This window comes from uncultured Aquimarina sp. (genome assembly GCF_947492405.1).
Classification (GTDB): Bacteria; Bacteroidota; Bacteroidia; order Flavobacteriales; family Flavobacteriaceae; genus Aquimarina.
Window position 1 is genome coordinate 23693 of sequence record NZ_CANLMP010000012.1, and the last position, 20359, is coordinate 44051.

Below are 20359 nucleotides of genomic sequence, written 5' to 3' on the forward strand. Positions count from 1 at the left end.
TAAAGAATAGAAGCTTACACAATAAAAAATAAATATTTACTCCTAAAAAAAGGTAAAGTCTTTTATTTACAAATAACATACACTATGAAATTTCTAAAAGGAACAAAAATCAACAGTATCTTGGAAGGTAGTTGCCCTGTTTGTCAGAATGAAAGTATGTACTCCGAGAAAAATCCATACAAATTAAAAGAGACATTAAAAATGAAAGAGCGATGTGGTTCTTGTAATACAAAATATAAAATTGAGCCTTCCTTTTTTTATGGTGCTATGTATGTAAGTTATCCAGTAGGTATTATGTTTGCCAGCACTGCGTTTATTATATCTTACCTTATATTTGGTATTGATCTAATACCTACTTATTGTATAATTGTACTGGTTATGATTTTTTCTCTTCCGATCATTCTTAGAATATCAAGAAATATTTGGATAAATTTTTTTATGAGTTATAAATAAAATTAGAAACATTATAAAGCTAAACTACAGACATTTAGAAAACCAATTAAAGCTAGCACTTTATTTGTCTTTTTTATTTTAAAACATTGCTTTGAGCAAGCTTTGTGATGTTTTAAAATAAAAAATCCAATTGTAAGAAACAATTGGATTTTTTTGTCGGGTAGAGAGGATTCGAACCTCCGATCTCTGGTCCCCCAGACCAGCACTTTAACCGGACTAAGCTACTACCCGAAATTTAGGAAACAAATATAAAAATACTTTTGTTATAGAGAAGGGTTCTTATTCTGTTCTAAAATTTTAATCATCTTAAATGATTTCAACAAATGGAAAAGTCCTGGAAGAATTACTGCACCTCCAATGATTAATGATACGCCCAAAACATTAATCACGCTATCCGGTGCTATATCATCTAATAAGCTAACACTATGCGTATTTGTAATAATGATATTAGGAAAATGAGATATGAAGGCTGCAAGTAAAATCAAAAACACTTGTAACCCGGCAAAAAGCCTACTTAGCACTCTCCTACCCTTTTTTATTGTGATCCAAAGAGGAATCAATAACAATCCTGAAATTAACATCGCCACAATAGCATATGGATCCTTAATAAATCCATTTACAAATGTAGATGCATTAGCGTATCCATAGACAAAAGTAATCAAGCCCATTATAAAAACTACTAGAGTAGCAATCGTAGCTTTCCTAATATAAATATTTTCTTTTCCTGGTTCAGATTCACCAATAAGTAATACTGAAGATAAAAAGGCACAAAGAGCTGCAAAAAATAATCCAACTAATATGCTAAAAACATTACACCAAGGTCTTACAAAAGCTTCGTAAAAGGTTAAGGTACTTACATCTTCTATAAGCTTAATTTCTCCACTAATGAGTCCTCCGAAAACCATTCCTAAAAATATCGGTGTAATCAGACTTGATATTTTAAACATGGCATCATATAATTTCTGAGAATTATCAATCACAGCATCATAATGTCTGAAAACAAAAGCAACTCCTCTAAGCGTCACTCCTAGTAAAATTATAGTTAAGGGAATATGAAGATTTACTACTAATATATTATAGTATACAGGAAAAGCGATCCATAAAATTACAATCAGAATAATAATCCAGATATGATTTGCTTCCCACACAGGTCCCATAACTCGATAGATCGTTTTTTTTGTGATTTTCTGATTCTCCTCTGATGAAAATAATTCTACAATACCAGCGCCATAATCCGCACCTCCTAAAACTACATATAAGTATAGAGAAAATATCAAAAAGAATAATACTACATACAACATAAACTAATCATTTTTGGCATTAAGAACTTTGATTTGGCGCATCATCAACCACGTTACTGCAATAGAAAGCGTAATATATACAACTACATAAGTATAAAAACTAAATACAATTCCGGGCATTGGTGTTACTGCATCTTTAGTTCGCATTATTTTATGAATTATCCAAGGTTGTCTTCCTACTTCTGTTACGATCCATCCTGCTTCTAAAGCTATGAATCCAAGTGGTGCTAATATTACAAAAAACAACCAATACTTATTTTTAGTCAACCATTTCTTCTTTTTTAAAGAAATAAAATACAAAAGCCCTGCTAACATCAATATTCCTCCAATACCCACCATTGTCTGAAAAGCATAATGAACAATAGGAACATTAGGTCGTTCATCTTCAGGAAAATCATTTAACCCTTGTACCTCAGCATCAAAATCACCAAATGCTAAAAAAGATAACATTCCAGGAATGGCCAGCTTATATTTCACTTCCTGAGTTTCTGCATTTACTATACCTCCAATATATAAAGGAGCTCCTTTTTCTGTATTATAATGTGCCTCCATTGCAGCAAGTTTTACAGGTTGTCGCTCTGCTATATCTTTTGCAGAAATATCACCACTAATAGGTTGCAAAATAGCTGCGATTGCTCCAAATGTAATTGCTATTTTAAATGCTTTGGTATGTAGTTGTACTCTTCTTCCTTTAAATACCTGATATGCGTGGATTCCTGCTACTGCAAATCCTGTAGCAGTAAAGGCTGCCAGAGTCATATGTAATGCTTGTGTAAACCAGGCTGGATTTAGCATAGCTTTTAACGGATCAATATTAAGAAACTGACCATCGATATAATCAAAACCACTTGGAGAATTCATCCACCCATTTGCAGCTACTACTAAAATCCCTGATGCTACTCCAGATAATCCAATAATAACTCCTGTAAACCAATGAAACTTTTCTGGTAGTTTATTCCAACCATATAAATAGAATCCTAACGCAATTGCTTCTACAAAAAATGCTGCTCCTTCTAGTGAAAATGGCATTCCAATAATAGGTCCTGCGTGTTTCATGAATTCGGGCCATAACAAGCCTAATTCAAAGGACAAAGCCGTACCGGAAACAGCACCGGTTACAAAAAAGATAGCAACCCCTTTTTGCCAAGCTTTAGTTAGCGTTAAATAGAGTTGATCTTTGGTTTTTAGCCATTTATAATGTGATACTACCATAAAAAAAGGCATCACCATACCAATACAAGCAAAAACAATATGAAATATTAAAGTAAATGCCATTTGGAGTCTTGCTGCATCAAGGTTTTCCATAGAAAATATTTAGAAAAAGGAGATTATTTTAATTACCCTATAAAGATACAACCCAAAGACCATTTTAAGAAGAAAAACGACCTGTCTTTTCTGTTATTATCAACCTTTTGGAAAAATAGTTCTGAACCTACAAAAAACAAATAATTAATACCAAAAATATGCGTTATTAAATATGTCCAAAAGTTACATCAATCATCAGTTTTAAAAACATTAAGGTGTTAAGTTTTATTAAATATAAGGTTAGTTTATAAAACTTAACTCTCGAATCTTTACCTTAGCAAAGAGACCAACTTATTATATTCACATAGGCTGAAAATGGATAGTAGATACTATAGAAAAACACTAATACTTATATCTTTTTGGAGCGCTTTTCTTTGCTTCGGACAAGAATCAGCAATTACAAAACTTGACAAGGCAATTGACTCTTTGGATACCAATCCAAATTATTCATACACGGTTTTATCCAAAATTTCTAAGAGTAAAAAATATCAGGACTCTATTAAAGCAAAAGCAAAATTGTTTTTAGGAAGTTATTTTAATTCTATTGGTGTAGTAGACTCATCGATGTATTATACCAGAGCTTCCCTAATTCACCTCAGAAATAAAAAATACTTAGCCAAAGCATATCGGTTATTAGGTTCCAGTCATAGAAGAAGCGGTAAAATAGATGATGCTTTAGAGTTATTATATCGAAGTCTTAAAATTTCGGAAGAAATAGATTACTTAGATATGATAACTAAGGTGAAGTCTGATTTAGGATTACTGTACGCGAATAAAAAGGAATATGATAAAGCAATTCGTTTTTTACAAGAAAGTATTGCTAATGCTCAAAGTGAGCAGGCTATATATGGTAATTATGTAAATATTGGTGCTATATATTTTTTCCAGAAAGATTTTGAAAATGCTGAAAAATACTTTCTTATAGCTTTTGAAATGATGCCCCCGGAAAAAGATCCTAAAGTTTCCGCCACAATAGCTCTTAATTTGGGATCTGTTCTTTATGAAAACAAAAAGTATGAACAAGCAATCGATTATTACGAAAAAAGTAAACAGATTGCGGATGAACATGGTTTTATAGATAAAAGCCTAAATGCAATTATTCATAAAGCACTTGTTATAGGGGTTTTAGGAGATCATTCTGAAGCCATACAAATGCTAACAAGTACAATGGTAAAGGCTAAGGAAATTTCTAATTTAGAAATACAGAAAAATATTTATGATAATCTAACGATTGTTTATAAAGAGGCAAATGATCACAAATCTGCCAATGATGCGTTGGTTCAATATTATATTTTTAAGGATTCTTTAAATAATAGAAAGCAAAAAAAGGAGATTACTGAACTTGAAGTCAAATATGAAACGGCTACAAAAGAAAAGGAAATTTTATTATTAAAAGAAGACCAACTTGTAAAAGAAGCCGAAATTAAAAGACAACGCTTATTAAAACGATTTTATATTATTGGTTTTATTATTGTTCTCATACCTATTATTGGGTTGCTATTTGTTTATTATCAAAAATTACAAGTAAAGACTAAATACAATGCGCAAAAAGAAGAAATTAATAAACAGAAAACCTCATCTTTTCTTAAAGAACAAGAACTAAAACTTGCGAATACTTATGTAATTGCTCAAAATGAGGAACGAAATAGAATTGCCAGAGAATTACATGATAGCATCGGCGGAAATCTTGCCGCAATAAAACTACAAATGATTGATATAAAGAAGGGCGAAGAACTTCAAGACACGATTATTAATCAGCTGGATAACACATATCAGCAGGTACGTGAAATATCTCATAATCTTATTCCTAAAAAAATCAGTCAGACCGCTTTTGCTAATTATATACATGAATATATAGACACGATAGAAAAGGTTACAGATCCAGATATTACTTTTATACCACATCCAATAGAAAAAATTAATACCATTGATGACAATCAGAAAGTTGAAATTTTTAGAATAATTCAAGAATTAATGACGAACGCTTTAAAACATGCTAAAGCAAAAGTAATTGAGATATGCCTTAATGCTTACAATGACTCCATCGAAATTATTTTTGAAGATGATGGAATTGGTTTTGATGTTAAAAAAGAAATGAAAGGTATTGGGTTACAAAATATCAAAAAACGATTAGCGTTATTAAAAGCAAAAATAGATATTGATTCTGCGATTAACCGAGGAACTGCTATACGCATTGAAATACCTACTATACTAAATGACAAAAAAATATAAATACAAATTAGTGGTTGCTGATGACCATAAAATGTTTTTGGATGGATTATTAAGTATTATATCACACGAATCAGATTATGAAATTGTGTATACTGCGAGTAATGGTTTTGATCTTAAAAAATATTTAGATATCAATTCGTCTGATCAGATTGATTTAGCAATACTAGATATCAACATGCCTAAAATGGATGGAATTGCCCTTAACCAGCATATCAAAGAGCATCACCCTGCAACAAAAACACTGATAGTAAGCATGTTATCAGAGCCTCAAAAAATTTATGAATTAACTCAAGCGCAAGTAAATGGGTATATACCAAAAAATGCTAAAAAAGAAGAGCTTCTAAAAGCTATCGAAACAATACTAAACGGTTCTAATTATTTTTCGGATAGTATCAAAGAAGCATACACAAAAAGTATCTTCGAACAAAAACAAAATAGTGAAATAAATCTAAGTAAGCGAGAAAAAGAAATACTTCAATTAATTGCAAAAGAATATACTACACAAGAGATTGCCGATAAGCTCTTTTTAAGTAAGTATACTATTGAAGGATATCGGACAAGCTTAATTTCTAAACTCAACGTGAAAAATGTAGTTGGTCTAGCTAAACACGCAATTAAATTGGGGTTAGTCGATTAAGCACAATAAACTACAAAATTAGATTAAAAACTTACTTCCATCATAAACGATATATAATTCTGTTATTGACAGACTACATTCTCATCTAATAATATTTCGGTACCTGTATTAGCTAAATCACATATAGCATTAGGTATAGTAATTACGTTGTTCCCTGTTAGATCTAATGTTTTAAGATTAATCAAATTGCTTAACTCACTAGGTATTTCTTCGATAGCATTTGTTTGTAACAACAAATATTCTAGAGGGAATAAATCACCAATAATTTCATTTATTTCGGTTAAATTATTTCCAGATAACTGAAGTCGTTTTAGATTTGTAAGTCTGGTTATTTCTGAAGGGATATCAATTATACCGGCATTGTTTATGTCTAATCTGGTAAGTGTTGTAATTTCAAGAATATTATTAGGAATGGATCCTAAAGGATTTGAAGATAACCCTAAGGATGTTAACTGCGATAAATTTGTTATGTTCTCAGATACTTCTGATAATTCAATATTATTAATAAATAGTGAATTTAGTTTGGAGAGTTCAAACAATTCTGGAGGTAATATTTTTAAAGAATTATTGGACAGACTTAAATACCTAAGTTCCGTAAGTTTATTAATATCAGAAGGCACCTCTGTTAATAAATTTGTATACACTCTTAGGTCAGTTAATTTGGTTAAGCTAAAAAACTCTTGTGGTATTACTTCTATCTGGTTCCCTCCAAGGTTAAATGTTCTTAGATTATTTGACAAGTCTTGTATCTGTCGTGGGATTTCAGTAACCATATTGCCCTCTAACGATAGCGTCTTCAAATAAAATAAATCACAAATCTCCGGAGGCAATACTGTTAATCCTTTTTCATCTAGCTCCAATTCGACTACTTTATCATCTACAAGAATCACCCCTTCCCAGGTAGAAATATCGTTACTAGTTATATCCCAACCTAAAAGATTATCTGGATTTTGATCAAAAATTGTCAATAATATTTCTTGTTCTGTACTTGCTACTACTCGCACTCTTACTGTATAATCCGAAACAGTACCATCCTCCGCTATAATACTGTATATGATCGGCGTAGAAAAGTCAAAAGAGACATCTACATTTTGTACAATGGATGCGGATTCGGAAATTCTTATACTGGGTTTCAATGCTCTAACTGGCGTTCCATATGGTAGTACAACGGATACTATTTTATCTTCCTGATTAATATTAGCAGTAATATCGACCTCCAACTCTCCATTCTCTTGTGCAAGAAAGGTAAATTCTAGTATTGCGTTTTCGGAGTTTAGTAGCGTAACATCAGATTCATCTAATTCTTTAGAACAAGAAAATATAATCAAACTACATACTATGAGGAGTAGGTTTTTATAGATTAATAAGCCCTTCATTGGTATTGGTTTTAAGAGTTTTACTATTTGTGTGTGTGTGTGTGTGTGTGTAATATCTATTCACTAAAAGTAGAAAATAAGACTAGCATATGCATCCATGATTTCCATAGAAAACACACCCTGAAAACCACTAATATTTAACAAATTGATTTATGATCAAGTTCACTTTCTGAGAACACAAACTAAATCCTTTATTCTTTTTTTGTTAAGGGATACTTATTATTAGGAGGGTTAAGCATATAGATCTCATTTCCAGAAATAAAGTATTGATCTTTTTCTTTCAACAAAATATAATCCTCATCACTTTTTTCTTTTCGAATAATCAGGGTATCTTTTGTGATTTTTATTATGTTGCAGTAGAATCTTTTATCGTCAGATTCATCAATAGTAATTTCAATATATGGTTTTTCACTTATAAAAAAACGGTAAGATATATTATGTGATTCTCCCATTCTTTCTAGATCTGATAACTTGAAACTATATAAGCCTAACCAATTCCCTTTTAAATCAGGTTCTTTTTGTGATTTTGAATTTATCGAATCCGATGAAGACATCGGATCCATTTTTTCGCTTATTTTCTGAATATCGCTATCAATTTTATTTTCAGAAATATTAAACTCTAAACGATCTATAAATTTAAATTCAATTTTTTCATTTTTCGATATAGAGAATAATTCTTTAGAGTTATCATCAAAGTAAAACTTTCCCTTTTTAAAGGTTTCTCCAGAATATTCACCTAAGTAATCGAAGACACTATTATCATAGTGATATAAAGAGTACGTAGAATATTCTTCTGTAAAAGAGGGAAACAAAATATAGCCTTTGGATAAATCTTTTTGATCAACTAAAAGGTGAATATCTTTCTCTACGTCTTTATATGTTGAATCGTAATAAAAATTTACGTTGACTAAATTCCAAGTAAATAACCTTTCTGATTTGTTTACACCTTGTAAATAGGCTCTATCATCGATATATTTCAGTAATATCTGAAGCGTTTTATGGCTTAGTTCTAGTTTTTTAATTTCATTTCCATAATCTCCATCTGTCGTTAAATTAACTTCTTCATATGTAGAAACGTCTGTTATATTTGTTTCTTGTTTAGCTATTTGATTTACGACATCTTCTTTATTATTCTTATGCTGCTTACAACTAGTTAAGACTAATAGATATAATAATAAATTTAAAATTATTGTTTTCATAACATTAATTATTATTGAGTAAAACCATCCATATTACCATAGACTAATTTTTCTGAACCATTTACTTCTTTAGTTTTACCATTATTTTTTTCATCTGTCTGCTCTTGTCTATCTGACTCACTTTGATCATCATAATGCTTATAAGGTACAAAAAGACCTGGATTAATACGATAACCAGTTCCAACACCAAAACTATACTGACATAGTATTTCGAAATGTAAATGAGGAGCTGTTGTTCCAGCTGTTATTCCTGACCTTCCGGTTTTACCCAAAACTTGACCAGAAGTAACTTCTTCACCAAAAGAAAAGGCATTTACACTATCTAAATGAGCGTAAAGTAAATAAATATCTCCACTTTCATTCCAATTATTTCCTGATCTTTGTTCATCAGAAGAGTTTAATACGTATGATCTTTTTAATGCTAAAAATGCTTTTGGATCCTTCACTTTAATCGTAATCGTATTTCCATATCCTCCGTGCCATCTTCTATTATATACGGTTCCATCTACACAAGCATATATATTCTCTCCTGTTTTGGCAAATAAATCTAAGCCAGTATGTGCTCTTCCACTTCTAATACTATTTCCAAATAGCCCCCACTTTTTACCAAGTTCGCCTCCACCGCCGCTTTGCATATAATTAGTAGACATCGGATTATCTACTGGATCATGCCAACCGGATTTGTTACAATCACATTTATTTTTATGCTGTACTCCTTCATCATAAAACTCTCGTATTTTTCTTCCGATCTCCCAAACATATGTTTTACCATTGGGGTTAGTTCCATTTTCTCCTTCTTCAAAAAAGAATGCTGGATTTTGAGAATACCCTCTTCTACTAGATCTAATTGAACTTGTAGCATCAAAAACCACATAATCAGGATTATTACCATTTCCTGCAGCATTAGGGTACAAAACAGCAAGGTAAATATCTGTTAATGTAAGTAATTTTGATTTTCTTCTTTCAAAATATTTTTCAACATATTCTAATTGTTCTAAAATTGTCATTTCCCTAAGTGCATCAGTAGTAGTACCTAGATCTGTAGCAGCAGGAGTTCCAAATTGTATTAATCCAGTATAACCTAAACTATTAGTTATGGAAGGATCAAATGTTCTACCCGTTTCTAAAGCCATAATCGACATCAACCAATTTGCTCCTTCGATATGATCATTATCAGCAAGCTCCAAGTTTTTGGCCATTTGAACAACACGTTTTCTCTCTTCACAATTAAACTTATTTCCCCAAATAATAATATCACATCCACCTATCCTAAAATAGGAACTATCATCATTTTCTTTGTCTTTACTTTCATTTAAAAACTCTTCATTATGTTCTTCTTCGCTCCCATTAGCATGCGCTTTTAACCATAAAAGTTCTGTTTGTTCACCCTTTTTATATTTAGGAAAAACGAAAGATGTAGTATTATTGTAAGTAGCACCTTCTACCAAAAGTTCTACGATATCTTCCTTCTTTACGATATGATCTGTTAATTGATTATTACTTCTATTTTGGATTGTAGCGGCAATAGCATCTGCATCTCCAGTGACAGAAAACTCTCCTTGTACCTGATAGGTATGCATTCCGTCTTCAGTACCGCCTTTCAATTTCTCTGTCCAGGTTTTTAAATCCTCCGCAGATTTAGGACGTAATTTTATTTTCTTTTTAGCAATTCCTTCTTCTACAATTGCCTTGATTTCTGTAATCTCATTTTCTTCTGCATCTTTTTCTTCTTCTGTTTCGCTTTCTTCATTGGTTTCTGATGAATCCGACGTTTCAGTTTCAGAAGTTCCAGAATCTGTTGCTGCTGATCCTTGAGTTGCTTCAGAACTTTCTGATTCAGAAGCTATACCCGAATCTGTATCTCCATTCATTCTTTCTTCATTACGTGTATGCGTTTGATTTTCTTTAGACTCTTCTTGTTCTTCTTCCGGAATATCTAAAACAGGTAATGGTGCATCTTTTGCTACTAATAATTCTTCTTTTTCCTGTATCGTAATCGTAACTGTTTCTTCATCAAGATTGGTAGTTTTTGCCACAATAAATACTTCACTACTCAAAGGCGCACTATCTATTTTTTCATATTCGGGTGTCATTTTATAAGTTACAAAGCTTATAGTCTCTCCTATACTGTATTCATCTTTATTAATACCATTTAGAATTGCATTTTTTGTTGTAAACTCTTTTTTAGCATTTAAAATACTTCTCGTATTTTCTAAAATATATACTGCATCATCTTCTTTATCCCCTTGATTTTCTGGATAATTCTTATTATTACCAAATGCATATTCATCATAGGTACCCGCCACTTCTTCTCCTTTTTCTACAAATATTTCTTTTGCAAAATAAGCATCATTAATACCATCCTCTTTAGCATCATTAGCCGCTGTAGCATTATCTGCCAGTTCTTCTGTTGGCTCTTCTTCTTCTTCAGTTGACTCTTCTTCGGTTGATTCTTTATCTGTTTGTGTTTCTGTTTCCTCGTCTACAGCTCCTTGACTATCGGGAACTAGATTTTCTGGACGTTCCTGAGGACGTACCGCTGGTTCTTGTTCTATACCGATTAATACTTCTTCTATTTCCGAAGCCATATCAGTATCTGCATCAGGAATGGGAATATCTGGTGTAGATGGTATAAGCGTATCTTTTATATTTGGGTAAGCAAACACACCTACTGCAGCAACAACTGCAACCACTGCTATTAAGATTATCATATTAAAACGGTTTAATAATTTATAATATAAGTTCTATAGATACTTCCTTAAAATGTATTGTCGAATACCAATTAAAATCTCCTCCTAATTCATGATCTTTTCTATAGTTACTATAATTGGCGGGTGTAATCTTGAAACTCTCTTCTTTGATAATCGGTTCCTGATTAAAAATCACTTTTCCTTTATCAATAATTTCGCAATAACTCAAAGAAATCTCTTCATTCTCATTTTCAAAGCTATATTGATCTTTCAGATAAAAACCTAAACGCTCTATATGTATACCTAAATGAGTTTCTTTTTTGCTTATTTTACCAAAAGCAATTACTCTCATGGAACAGTCGTTAAATAACAATCCATCCATATCATCATCAATTTCCTTAATAAAATATTCTTGTAATGACATCTCATAAAAATGATTTGTATCAAATAATGGTACTAATGCTTCTTCTTGATCAACCAATTCAGTTTCTAGAATACCAAAAGAATATGCTTCTTCTTCTCTGTAGATGTCAATCATTTTCTGCACCTGATAAACTAAAGATTTTTTGATCTCATTTCTGTTAGATCTAGATATTTGAGCTATAATTTTTTCGTAATGCACCTGATATATCTGCTCGAATCGTGAAGAAGTTTCTAACAATGTTGTAAAATCGATAAAATCTAGTATTGGATTTGCTATTTCCGGATTATCCTCTGCAGGCAAACAAAACCAGTTACCATGGGCTTTTTTTGCCTGTTTGTATCCTGCTATTTCCAACAAATCAGGTATGTACTTTATAAAATGTACTCTATACGGATTAGGAATTTCGTTTTCTTCATTTCCAATACAAATGGAAAAATAAAAATCTATACAGGTAGGTAATGTCCTTTTTATAACATTTATATATTTTGCAACTCTTGTATAATACCAATAATCAATATCTAAGAAATAAGAATTCTTATCATCTTTCATATGTATAGGTTCCGAAGTATAAATCAGCACCTTATCTTGATTTAAACGAGGATTTTTCGCATACGCTTTTATAACATATTGATTTTGCTTAATTCCTATCTCTGGTAAGAAATTTAAGGTAACTCTATCTGTTTCAAATTGAAGTATCATATTATAATCAATTAATCGGAAAACTTTGAGGATGCTAATGTAGTAGACACGGGCTCATCTGGAGTTATTCCGTCTACATCTGTAGCTTCTATAGCTTCTGGTTCTGATTTTTGGATATGATCTTTGATTTTAATCGTCGCCCCACCATAACTACATTTAATAGTAGAACACTCTAATAAGGCTTTATCACCTTGAATTAAGATTTCACCAGTATTAATCCATTTTACAGGAGCTATAATTGCTTTACAAGGAATTTTTTGTTTTGGACTTTTTAAACATTTACCACTAAATTTCAGGTTAGCTTTTGTTTTATCCTTAATATTTGCCCAAGTTTTATCTTGCAATTTAATAGTATTAGAAGTTACCTTTAGTTTTCCTATAGGTTTGGTACATAAGGAGCATTCTATTTTTGCACCATTGCAAACGTATTTCTTTCCACTCATACCTTTTGTTTTATTATACTTCTTGTTTTAGTTGATAGTTTTGATTTTTTTTATAATCTGTACCATACTCTGTAATCATATTAAGAGTGATGCTATCAAAAATACCGGTCTTTTTATTGTACCTGTACTCTCCCATATAATCAGTTAGTTTAACCCCTTCAGGGCTGGAAATATTTTTTCTTTTAAATAAATTTCTAATTTTTGTAGCATATTCCTGTTCTTCATCTAAAGTTCCAGAAATACCAATAATTACTTTGTCTTCTTCTTCACTTAAAAGCAATACTCTTTCTCTTATGCTTAAAGGAAGTTGATATACCATATTTCCAATAACACGAAGTCTATCATGAGCTTCTTTAGGATCACTTGAATGATAACCAAATAGATCATTAAACAATAATCCATATAGTCTATATTGCAGACAATCTAAAAGAAGTTTATCGTGTTGAAGTATTTTCTTTTCTATTCCTATTAAATATCGTTCTATTGCCTGCCCGCTATATCTTTCTTTTAATTTTGGTTTCTGTTTATTCCAGCGCTCTTTAATTTCTTTATGATTTACGATTTCGATTAACTCTCCTTTCCAATTCATCCTAAACTCTACATCCCTTAATATTTCATAGATTTCTTTAGTTAAATCTTGTTGTTTTTTTAGTATAGAACCCAATTGAACAGTAACATTCTTTGTGACAATTTTTACTGTAAAAAACATGGGATTGTACTCTAGAACTTGCACATCCATATCTTTATGGAGTACTTGATTCTCTATTCGATTATAACAGCTAATTTCTGAATGTATTTTTTGATGATAACTTACTATTTCAGAGGTAGGAAGTATCCCTATTGTTACTTGATCTTCTGTAAACATTCTCATAACTTAACCTTTGCTAATTTTTACGTCAGAATTACCCTGTAATGTAGAAATACCTTTAGCATGCATCGTTAAATCTCCTGCTACGGATATTAGACTTGTACTTCCTGCAGATTGCATATATGCTAAATTAACATTAACAGATTTTGTTTGAGACGCAAACTCTATACTCTTACTTGTATTCACTTTATGAGTTTTAGTAATCCGTTCTGTTTTATCATTACCTACGTTAATGTCTAAATTTTGATCCACATTTATCTCCATATTTTTAGAGTTCAATGTCATTGTCTCTAAAGCTGTGATAGTAATATTATTATTAGCTGTATCTATGTGAATTAGATTTTCGTTTTTATCTTTTATAGTAATAAATTCTGCTTTATCTGTATCATTAAGCTCAATTGTATGACCACTTCTGGTTCTAATTGCTTTTACATTGTTTTTATCTGTTTTCCATCCAGCTGGATTTGCAGATCCATTATAAAGTGCTCCCATAACAAAAGGTCTTTCTGCATTTCCTCCCTCAAACCCAATAAGTACTTCTTCTCCTACTTCAGGAATAAAATGAAATCCTTTATCTCCACCAGAATGTGGTGTCATTACACGAAGCCAAGGAGTATAGACACCTAATGGCTTTTGCCAATATAACTGAACTTTTATTCTTCCTATACCATCAGGATCATCATTAGCAGTAACAGTTGCCACCTGAGTTTCACTTTTAGGAGTCTTAAGAATATTTGTATTAGGATATACATCTTGTTCTACTGAAATTCCCTCAAAATGATTTACATACGTACCGTTTTCTGTAGCTGTATGTTGTATTTTAGTAATCCTATAAACACCTTGTTCATTATTCTTTTCCTTTATCTTTACTTTTTTACCTAAACTAACTCCAGGATTATCACTTTTACCCGTAATAATAACCTGTTTAATTTCTTCGGCTTTTTTTTGTTCTTTTACCAGGTTACTAAGTCTTTGTTTTGTTTGAGTATCATTATAAGTATTAAGAAAGACCTGGGTTTTATGAGGAAACATGTCTTTGCTTTTATTAGAAGCATATCCATTATGTCCGTTTATTGAACTTGTAATTTCTGAAGTGGTAACCTCGTGCTTTTCATTATTCAAATAATCATTTGTAAAGAAAGAATAACTATTAGACCTTGGATGTAGACTTCTAGAGAATTCTTGTAAATCAAAACCATACGTTAATGTAGTTTCTTCAGAGTCTAAAGGTATCCCAAATACTAAATTTTCTCCATCATAATAAAACCACTCTCCGTATTGAGCAGATAACCTACTTGCAAATTCAAAACTGCTTTCTCCATTTTGAACACAATAATGCAACGTATCATTAGATTTTGTAGATACGGTGGTATTTAACTTTGATCGGTCATATCTTTGGAAAACATTTGATAGAATTGATTCTAAGTTTTCATCACTAAAAGATGCATAATGTGGGCCATCATCTGTTAGTATTGAATTACTTTTAGCTTTAATCAAAATAGAATCTCCAATGGATCTGTGAAAACCATTAGTCACTTTTACTTCTGTGACTACACCATTAAATTTTAGTTCTTTATACACCTCTAAAGTGTCCAAGGATGATATAGAAAGAATAATAGTTTGCCCCAAAAAGTCATTGCTTTCATCCTCGTTTAAATCAGAAATTTTTTCTAACACATCTCTACGACATAATATTTCGAGCGTGTGATGATCATCAATTTCTTGTTTCAGTGTAAGTTCCTTAAATGCCTTTATAGAAACTCCACCAATAAATAATTGAATATTAGATTGAAGTGCCATTGTTGAGTTTTAAAATTAATTTGTGTAACCCACTTACAAAAACAAATTGCTACTACTTAACTAAAATATTTTGTGATCATAAAATTAGTTCTTAGAATAAACAACTATTCTGCATTGGTTATTTCAAATTTAGAGAACTGACGGCTCCAAATCAACCAGATATTCAGTGGAAATACACCCCTGAAAACCACTACAAATCGCAACGGTTCATTACTAAAAAAATTGAGGGTTAGCCGCAAAATAGTAAGATTAACTTGAAAGAAATTATACAAGTATTATCAGGATTTAACCTTTATGGAAAGAAAAAACTGGATATAAAATTGAATTTATATCCAGCTATTAAAAGTACTTTGTAAACATTTTGTTTGGGGTTTAGGTTTATGAAAGTCTATCGATGAATCGCGTGGCTACTAGCCGCTGGTAATTCTTGTAAAAACTTTCTTAAAACGCTCCAGTTGATTTTAAATGAAATAAAATTTGTCATGATTTCCTTTTTTTAATTAAACATTTTTTAACCGATACTTATAATTGCCCGATCGGTTGCTAAGTAATTTTCAAAACGCGTGCCAAACTTTTACAACCTAAACCACAAAGGCTATAAACAATTAAAATACAAGCATTTAAATTCTTTAAAAATATTTTCAAAATAGTTCACGACAAAGATGAAGATATACTTCTTTCAATGTTTAAAATAAAAAACGGTCTATTACTTTATTAACAACTCATAGTATAAATGAGTAAAATTATGATGTAGGAATATCATTATTAAAAAAGCTTTGGAAAAAATCGCTCTACACTTTTCTTATATCTGTTGTATTTTGTATATTTTTTTAAAAGTAATTCTTCTTCATAAGAGCTTTTAAAATAAAACAAGATCAGTAATCCAATGGAAACTAACATTCGGGATCCAGAACAGCTATATAATGCATAAAAGAAAGTACTTATCAATATTCCAGAATAAATAGGATGTCTGGAAAATCTAAAAAACCCATTTTGTATTAAAACTCCAGACTCTAAAGGAGCAGGAAAAGGAGATAATTGATTACGTAATTGTAACATGGTTCCTATAGTAATACTACTCCCAATAATTGTGAATACTATAAATAAATATCTAATAGATGAAAGACAAAATATTCTCAAATCATATATTGGAAAAACATACAGTACAAACAATATAAACTGAATCAATACATAGGTAAAACCTTTTTTATCATTTTGCATAGCTAAAAATAAAAAAAACCTGCCAAGGATAATCACTTCCTCAACAGGTTTTTACTTCAGCAAAAAAATTGTTTACTTCACCATTTTCATCACCTTCACATTTTTATTGGAAACTATCTTTAGAAGATAAATCCCTTTTGGAATGTTCGATGTATTTATAGTTACTGTATTTGTTCTGGTGTCCTTTACCAGCGTAGTATTTGTTTTCTTACCTGCTAGATCAAACATTTCTATACGTACGTGATTATCTTTCATATTTCCTGTAAAAGATAATGTCAATGATTGATTAAAAGGATTTGGCCAAGCTTTAACCAATTCTAGTGTATCACTTACTGGAGTTTTGTCTGAAAAAGAACCTTTTATATCATTTATTGATGGACAATCACTTGGACAATTATCAAACCATTGGTTATCATACCAGCCATCGGTAGTTCTAAATAAATCATCCGTTTGTGCCCCTCCATTATCAGTAAAAACAATTCCTACTTCTACAGACTCATCAATTATAGAAGAATACCAAGGTGATCCATTAATAGCATTCATCTCTACACCAGGCCAAGCTGGTGCACCAGGGATTGCAGCGTTTGCATTTTTGTCATATATATAGATAAATGCAGTATTCCAGGAAGAAGGTTTCTTAAAATACACATCAAATGAAGTATCTGGAATTATTCCTGGGCATTCTCCAGGACAGGTATCTGTCCAAACATTGTTATACCATCCATCTGTAGTTCTAAACAAATCATCAGTCTGTGCTCCACCGTTATCGTTAAAAACAATTCCTACCTCAACAGATTCATCGATGTCATATGTAAACCAAGGAGAAGTTCCTAATTGCGTCATTTGAATTCCTGGCCAAGCCGGAAATCCTGGAATTGCTGCATTTGCATTTTTATCATACAAATATACATACGCTGTATTCCAGCCATCTGGTTTTCTGAAGTTCACTGTATATCCCGATGTGTCTTGGATAGAATATTCTCTATTAATTACATCAGAACTTCCAACACTATTTATTGCTATCGCTTTTAAGTTTGTAGTTCCAGTAGAAGATATTGTGAATGTACCAGAGTACAATGTACTTGTTGCATCTGGAGTAGAACCATCTAATGTATAGTAAATAACTCCAGAATTAGTGGCACTCATGCTTACTTCTACACTCCCATTAAATGTTCCTGAATCGGGAGAGATTGTTAATACAGGTAATTGAGGTCCTGGACAATCACTTGGACAGCTATCAAACCATTGACCATCATACCAACCTTCTGTTATTCTTGTTAGATCATCTGTTTGGTCTCCTCCATTATCATTAAATACAATACCAACTTGTACATTTTGATCGATAGTATACGTAAACCAAGGAGTTCCTTCTACTTCATCCATTGTTGCTCCTGGCCAAGCTGGAAATCCATCTAATGCTTCTCCAGTATTTTGATTAAACAAATAAATAGTAGCTGATGACCAAGTAGCTGGTTTTTTGAAATACACATCAAATGGAGACCCATCACCAATTATATAGTCTGCAGGTACTATATTAGATTCATTTCCTTCTGAATCAAAAGCTATTGCCTTTATAGAGGTCGTAGTTGTTATATCAAATGGAGCTGTATATTGCGTACTAGAAACAGAAGGGTCTGAACCATCCGCAGTATAGAAAATATTCACCGTAGCTCCTTGCGCAGTTGTAGATGCAGTCATTTCTACAGTTACAGCATCTGTATAAAATCCTGAAGCCGGATTTATCGATAATGTTACAGAATCTGAAAGATCAAAAGGCTCACCTACTAGTACAATTCCAAAAGTAGTTCCAAAAGTTACTGTTCCTCCGGATACTGTTGCTGTAGTATCAGAAAAGTAATCCTTAAGTACAGTTCCTTCAGGCCACATTCCGAAAACATTTAGTGCTCCTACAAAATCATTATCCTGTCCCTGGAATACCAATGCCTTATCGGTTTCTCCATTACGATTATACTCACGTTTAAAAATATATGGAGCATCACTTAATTTCTGATGCGAACCACCACCGATAGAAATATGCTCTCTTCTAAACTTTCCTAATTTCCTCCAATGTAATAACATGGCATCATCTATAGAATCCCAGTTCATATCAGAACGATATCCCGCATCCACATAGGTAGTAGCATCAAAAAACTGACGCCCGGATTCATCTCCATAATATATTTGTGCACCTCCAGGAGATAATAATAACTTCACCGCCCCTTCGAACATATTACCTGTATAGAATTCACTGAAATCATGAGATCTTAGGTAGCTAATCATATTATATTCTCCAGGAGTATTAAACCCTCCATCGTTATTGTTTAATTTTGCTGCAAAAGAACTAAATATTTCTTCTTGCCCAAGATCTGTATAAGCTTCTTTAGGAGAACGAAAATTAATCATACTATTAAACTTTCCAACTGTAAAATCATCAGGTAACTGATCACCTACATTACCAATAATATTTACTCCAGAATGTTCTCCTGTCATGTAAAAGTCCAGATCATCCAACTTTTTAGTTGGATTATTTTGTTTCCATTCTTTTAAGGCTGCAACAGCTTCATCCTTAAGTTCTGCCCAAGCATCAACACCTACGTGTCTTTCTGTATCAACTCTAAATCCATCGATTCCGTATTCTCTAACCCAGTCTGTTAACCATTTGATTAGATAATATCTTGGTGCTCTTGGTTTTCCTGTTCTGGCAAAATAAGCATCCAATTCATTCAATTCTTCTTGTTTTCTTCCTTCGGCATCCCATTTATCTAATAACCATTGCGGAAGGTTTACAGAATTAAAAGATTCTGTTCTTATATCCGGTAAACCAAAAAGTGGTGTAGTCAGGTCATCACAAGGAAGTTCTCCATTCTCTGTTCCACATTGTAATCTCACCCAATCAGATGGGTAATCGTCATCTACAAATTCTAGCTGACCATTTACATTCTTAAAAGTTCTATACCCAGAATGATTCATTACGATATCCAATAATACTCGTATACCGTGATTGTGAGCCGTATCAATAAATCTTTCAAAATCCTCAGCACTAGTAAAGTTAGGATCAAAAGCTGTCCAATCATTTGTGTGATATCCGTGATATGGATAGTCTCTAAACGCAGGATCATTAGCAGGAGGATTATTAAATCCATGTCTGTTTTCTACAACAGGTGTCACCCAAATTGCACTAACTCCTAACTCGTCAAAATAACCTTCTTCAAGTTTTTGTGTTACTCCGGCAATATCTCCTCCATGGAAGTCAAGCTCATTGTTTCTACTATCCTGAAAACGATCAAAATTCGAATCATTAGTAGTGTCTCCGTTGTTAAAACGATCTGTAATAAGGAAATAAACTGTTAGGTTATCCCAGGAAAATGGGAGATTTCTTTCCGATTGTGCAAAACCTATTTTAGGTAAACATAAGCACAACAATACCCCTAAGTAGAGTAATTTTTTCATAATTAAGTTTTGTTTGTGTGTTAATAAAAAACGAAGAGGAAAAATATCTTTGGTTATAGAAATCCCTCAAACGTTGTAATAAATATTTCGAAAAAAAAACCGGATAATATAATAATCGAAGTATCGTTTTTTTGCGAAAACGTTTGAGTGTTGATATTTAATTAATGAAGAGTTAAAAAAATGAAAAATGAATAAAAAATTAAGGTATAATTTAGTGTATTATCTGTTTGTAAATTTCGAAAATTCGGATTTTACATTCCT

At 31.8% G+C, this 20359-nt stretch carries 14 protein-coding genes and 1 tRNA gene; 3 read left to right on the plus strand and 12 right to left on the minus strand.

Annotation, left to right across the window (positions count from 1 at the left end):
• Positions 1-84: 84 nt before the first annotated feature.
• Positions 85-453: a DUF983 domain-containing protein gene (locus tag Q0829_RS26865; protein ID WP_298549060.1), complete on the plus strand. Its 369-nt coding sequence runs from the start codon at positions 85-87 to the stop codon at positions 451-453.
• A 156-nt stretch (positions 454-609) separates the two neighbouring features.
• On the opposite strand, the gene Q0829_RS26870 is transcribed toward Q0829_RS26865, so the two are convergent.
• The 3 genes from Q0829_RS26870 to Q0829_RS26880 all read right to left on the minus strand — a co-directional run bounded on the left by Q0829_RS26870 (position 610) and on the right by Q0829_RS26880 (position 3059).
• Positions 610-684, minus strand: a tRNA-Pro gene (locus Q0829_RS26870).
• A gap of 32 nt (positions 685-716) precedes the next feature.
• Positions 717-1754 carry a cytochrome d ubiquinol oxidase subunit II gene (locus tag Q0829_RS26875; protein ID WP_298549061.1) on the minus strand — a complete coding sequence of 346 codons (1038 nt, stop codon included), beginning with the start codon at positions 1752-1754 and terminating at the stop codon, positions 717-719.
• Positions 1755-1757: 3 nt separating this feature from the next.
• Positions 1758-3059 (minus strand): cytochrome ubiquinol oxidase subunit I, encoded by a 1302-nt coding sequence (locus Q0829_RS26880; RefSeq protein WP_298549062.1) that lies wholly within the window; start codon positions 3057-3059, stop codon positions 1758-1760.
• Positions 3060-3374: 315 nt separating this feature from the next.
• Between Q0829_RS26880 and Q0829_RS26885 the strand changes: the two genes are divergently transcribed.
• Both Q0829_RS26885 and Q0829_RS26890 read left to right on the plus strand, forming a co-directional pair.
• The gene (locus tag Q0829_RS26885; RefSeq protein WP_298549064.1) at positions 3375-5291 is read left to right on the plus strand and encodes a sensor histidine kinase; all 1917 of its coding nucleotides are present in this window, start codon (positions 3375-3377) and stop codon (positions 5289-5291) included.
• Positions 5275-5928 (plus strand): response regulator transcription factor, encoded by a 654-nt coding sequence (locus Q0829_RS26890; RefSeq protein ID WP_298549066.1) that lies wholly within the window; start codon positions 5275-5277, stop codon positions 5926-5928. Before Q0829_RS26885 ends, Q0829_RS26890 begins: the two co-directional genes overlap by 17 nt.
• Before the next feature lie 62 nt (positions 5929-5990).
• Here the strand turns inward: Q0829_RS26890 and Q0829_RS26895 are convergent, their stop codons facing one another.
• From Q0829_RS26895 to Q0829_RS26935, 9 genes are all read right to left on the minus strand, one after another.
• On the minus strand, positions 5991-7304 hold the full coding sequence (locus tag Q0829_RS26895; RefSeq protein ID WP_298549067.1) for a hypothetical protein: 1314 nt from the start codon (positions 7302-7304) through the stop codon (positions 5991-5993).
• Positions 7305-7495: 191 nt separating this feature from the next.
• Complete coding sequence (locus Q0829_RS26900) at positions 7496-8503, minus strand: hypothetical protein (protein WP_298549069.1); 1008 nt, start codon at positions 8501-8503, stop codon at positions 7496-7498.
• Positions 8504-8514: 11 nt separating this feature from the next.
• Positions 8515-11214 (minus strand): M23 family metallopeptidase, encoded by a 2700-nt coding sequence (locus tag Q0829_RS26905; RefSeq protein ID WP_298549070.1) that lies wholly within the window; start codon positions 11212-11214, stop codon positions 8515-8517.
• A 19-nt stretch (positions 11215-11233) separates the two neighbouring features.
• Positions 11234-12316: a DUF6402 family protein gene (locus tag Q0829_RS26910; RefSeq protein WP_298549071.1), complete on the minus strand. Its 1083-nt coding sequence runs from the start codon at positions 12314-12316 to the stop codon at positions 11234-11236.
• An 11-nt stretch (positions 12317-12327) separates the two neighbouring features.
• Positions 12328-12759 (minus strand): DUF4280 domain-containing protein, encoded by a 432-nt coding sequence (locus tag Q0829_RS26915; RefSeq protein ID WP_298549072.1) that lies wholly within the window; start codon positions 12757-12759, stop codon positions 12328-12330.
• 13 nt (positions 12760-12772) lie between these two features.
• On the minus strand, positions 12773-13630 hold the full coding sequence (locus Q0829_RS26920) for a hypothetical protein (RefSeq protein WP_298549073.1): 858 nt from the start codon (positions 13628-13630) through the stop codon (positions 12773-12775).
• Between the two features lie 3 nt (positions 13631-13633).
• Positions 13634-15427, minus strand: coding sequence for a type VI secretion system Vgr family protein (gene vgrG, locus Q0829_RS26925; RefSeq protein WP_298549074.1), 1794 nt, complete (start codon positions 15425-15427; stop codon positions 13634-13636).
• Positions 15428-16192: 765 nt separating this feature from the next.
• Positions 16193-16648, minus strand: a complete 456-nt coding sequence (locus Q0829_RS26930; protein ID WP_298549075.1) for a methyltransferase — start codon at positions 16646-16648, stop codon at positions 16193-16195.
• Positions 16649-16720: 72 nt separating this feature from the next.
• The gene (locus tag Q0829_RS26935; RefSeq protein WP_298549077.1) at positions 16721-20098 is read right to left on the minus strand and encodes a starch-binding protein; all 3378 of its coding nucleotides are present in this window, start codon (positions 20096-20098) and stop codon (positions 16721-16723) included.
• Between the last annotated feature and the right edge of the window lie 261 nt (positions 20099-20359).

Bases quoted from the DNA above. Each gene is read 5' to 3' on its own strand.
- Q0829_RS26865 (WP_298549060.1), top strand. From the start codon at position 85: ATGAAATTTCTAAAAGGAACAAAAATCAACAGTATCTTGGAAGGTAGT.
- Q0829_RS26875 (WP_298549061.1), bottom strand. From the start codon at position 1,754: ATGTTGTATGTAGTATTATTCTTTTTGATATTTTCTCTATACTTATAT.
- Q0829_RS26880 (WP_298549062.1), bottom strand. From the start codon at position 3,059: ATGGAAAACCTTGATGCAGCAAGACTCCAAATGGCATTTACTTTAATA.
- Q0829_RS26885 (WP_298549064.1), top strand. From the start codon at position 3,375: ATGGATAGTAGATACTATAGAAAAACACTAATACTTATATCTTTTTGG.
- Q0829_RS26890 (WP_298549066.1), top strand. From the start codon at position 5,275: ATGACAAAAAAATATAAATACAAATTAGTGGTTGCTGATGACCATAAA.
- Q0829_RS26895 (WP_298549067.1), bottom strand. From the start codon at position 7,304: ATGAAGGGCTTATTAATCTATAAAAACCTACTCCTCATAGTATGTAGT.
- Q0829_RS26900 (WP_298549069.1), bottom strand. From the start codon at position 8,503: ATGAAAACAATAATTTTAAATTTATTATTATATCTATTAGTCTTAACT.
- Q0829_RS26905 (WP_298549070.1), bottom strand. From the start codon at position 11,214: ATGATAATCTTAATAGCAGTGGTTGCAGTTGTTGCTGCAGTAGGTGTG.
- Q0829_RS26910 (WP_298549071.1), bottom strand. From the start codon at position 12,316: ATGATACTTCAATTTGAAACAGATAGAGTTACCTTAAATTTCTTACCA.
- Q0829_RS26915 (WP_298549072.1), bottom strand. From the start codon at position 12,759: ATGAGTGGAAAGAAATACGTTTGCAATGGTGCAAAAATAGAATGCTCC.
- Q0829_RS26920 (WP_298549073.1), bottom strand. From the start codon at position 13,630: ATGAGAATGTTTACAGAAGATCAAGTAACAATAGGGATACTTCCTACC.
- vgrG (WP_298549074.1), bottom strand. From the start codon at position 15,427: ATGGCACTTCAATCTAATATTCAATTATTTATTGGTGGAGTTTCTATA.
- Q0829_RS26930 (WP_298549075.1), bottom strand. From the start codon at position 16,648: ATGCAAAATGATAAAAAAGGTTTTACCTATGTATTGATTCAGTTTATA.
- Q0829_RS26935 (WP_298549077.1), bottom strand. From the start codon at position 20,098: ATGAAAAAATTACTCTACTTAGGGGTATTGTTGTGCTTATGTTTACCT.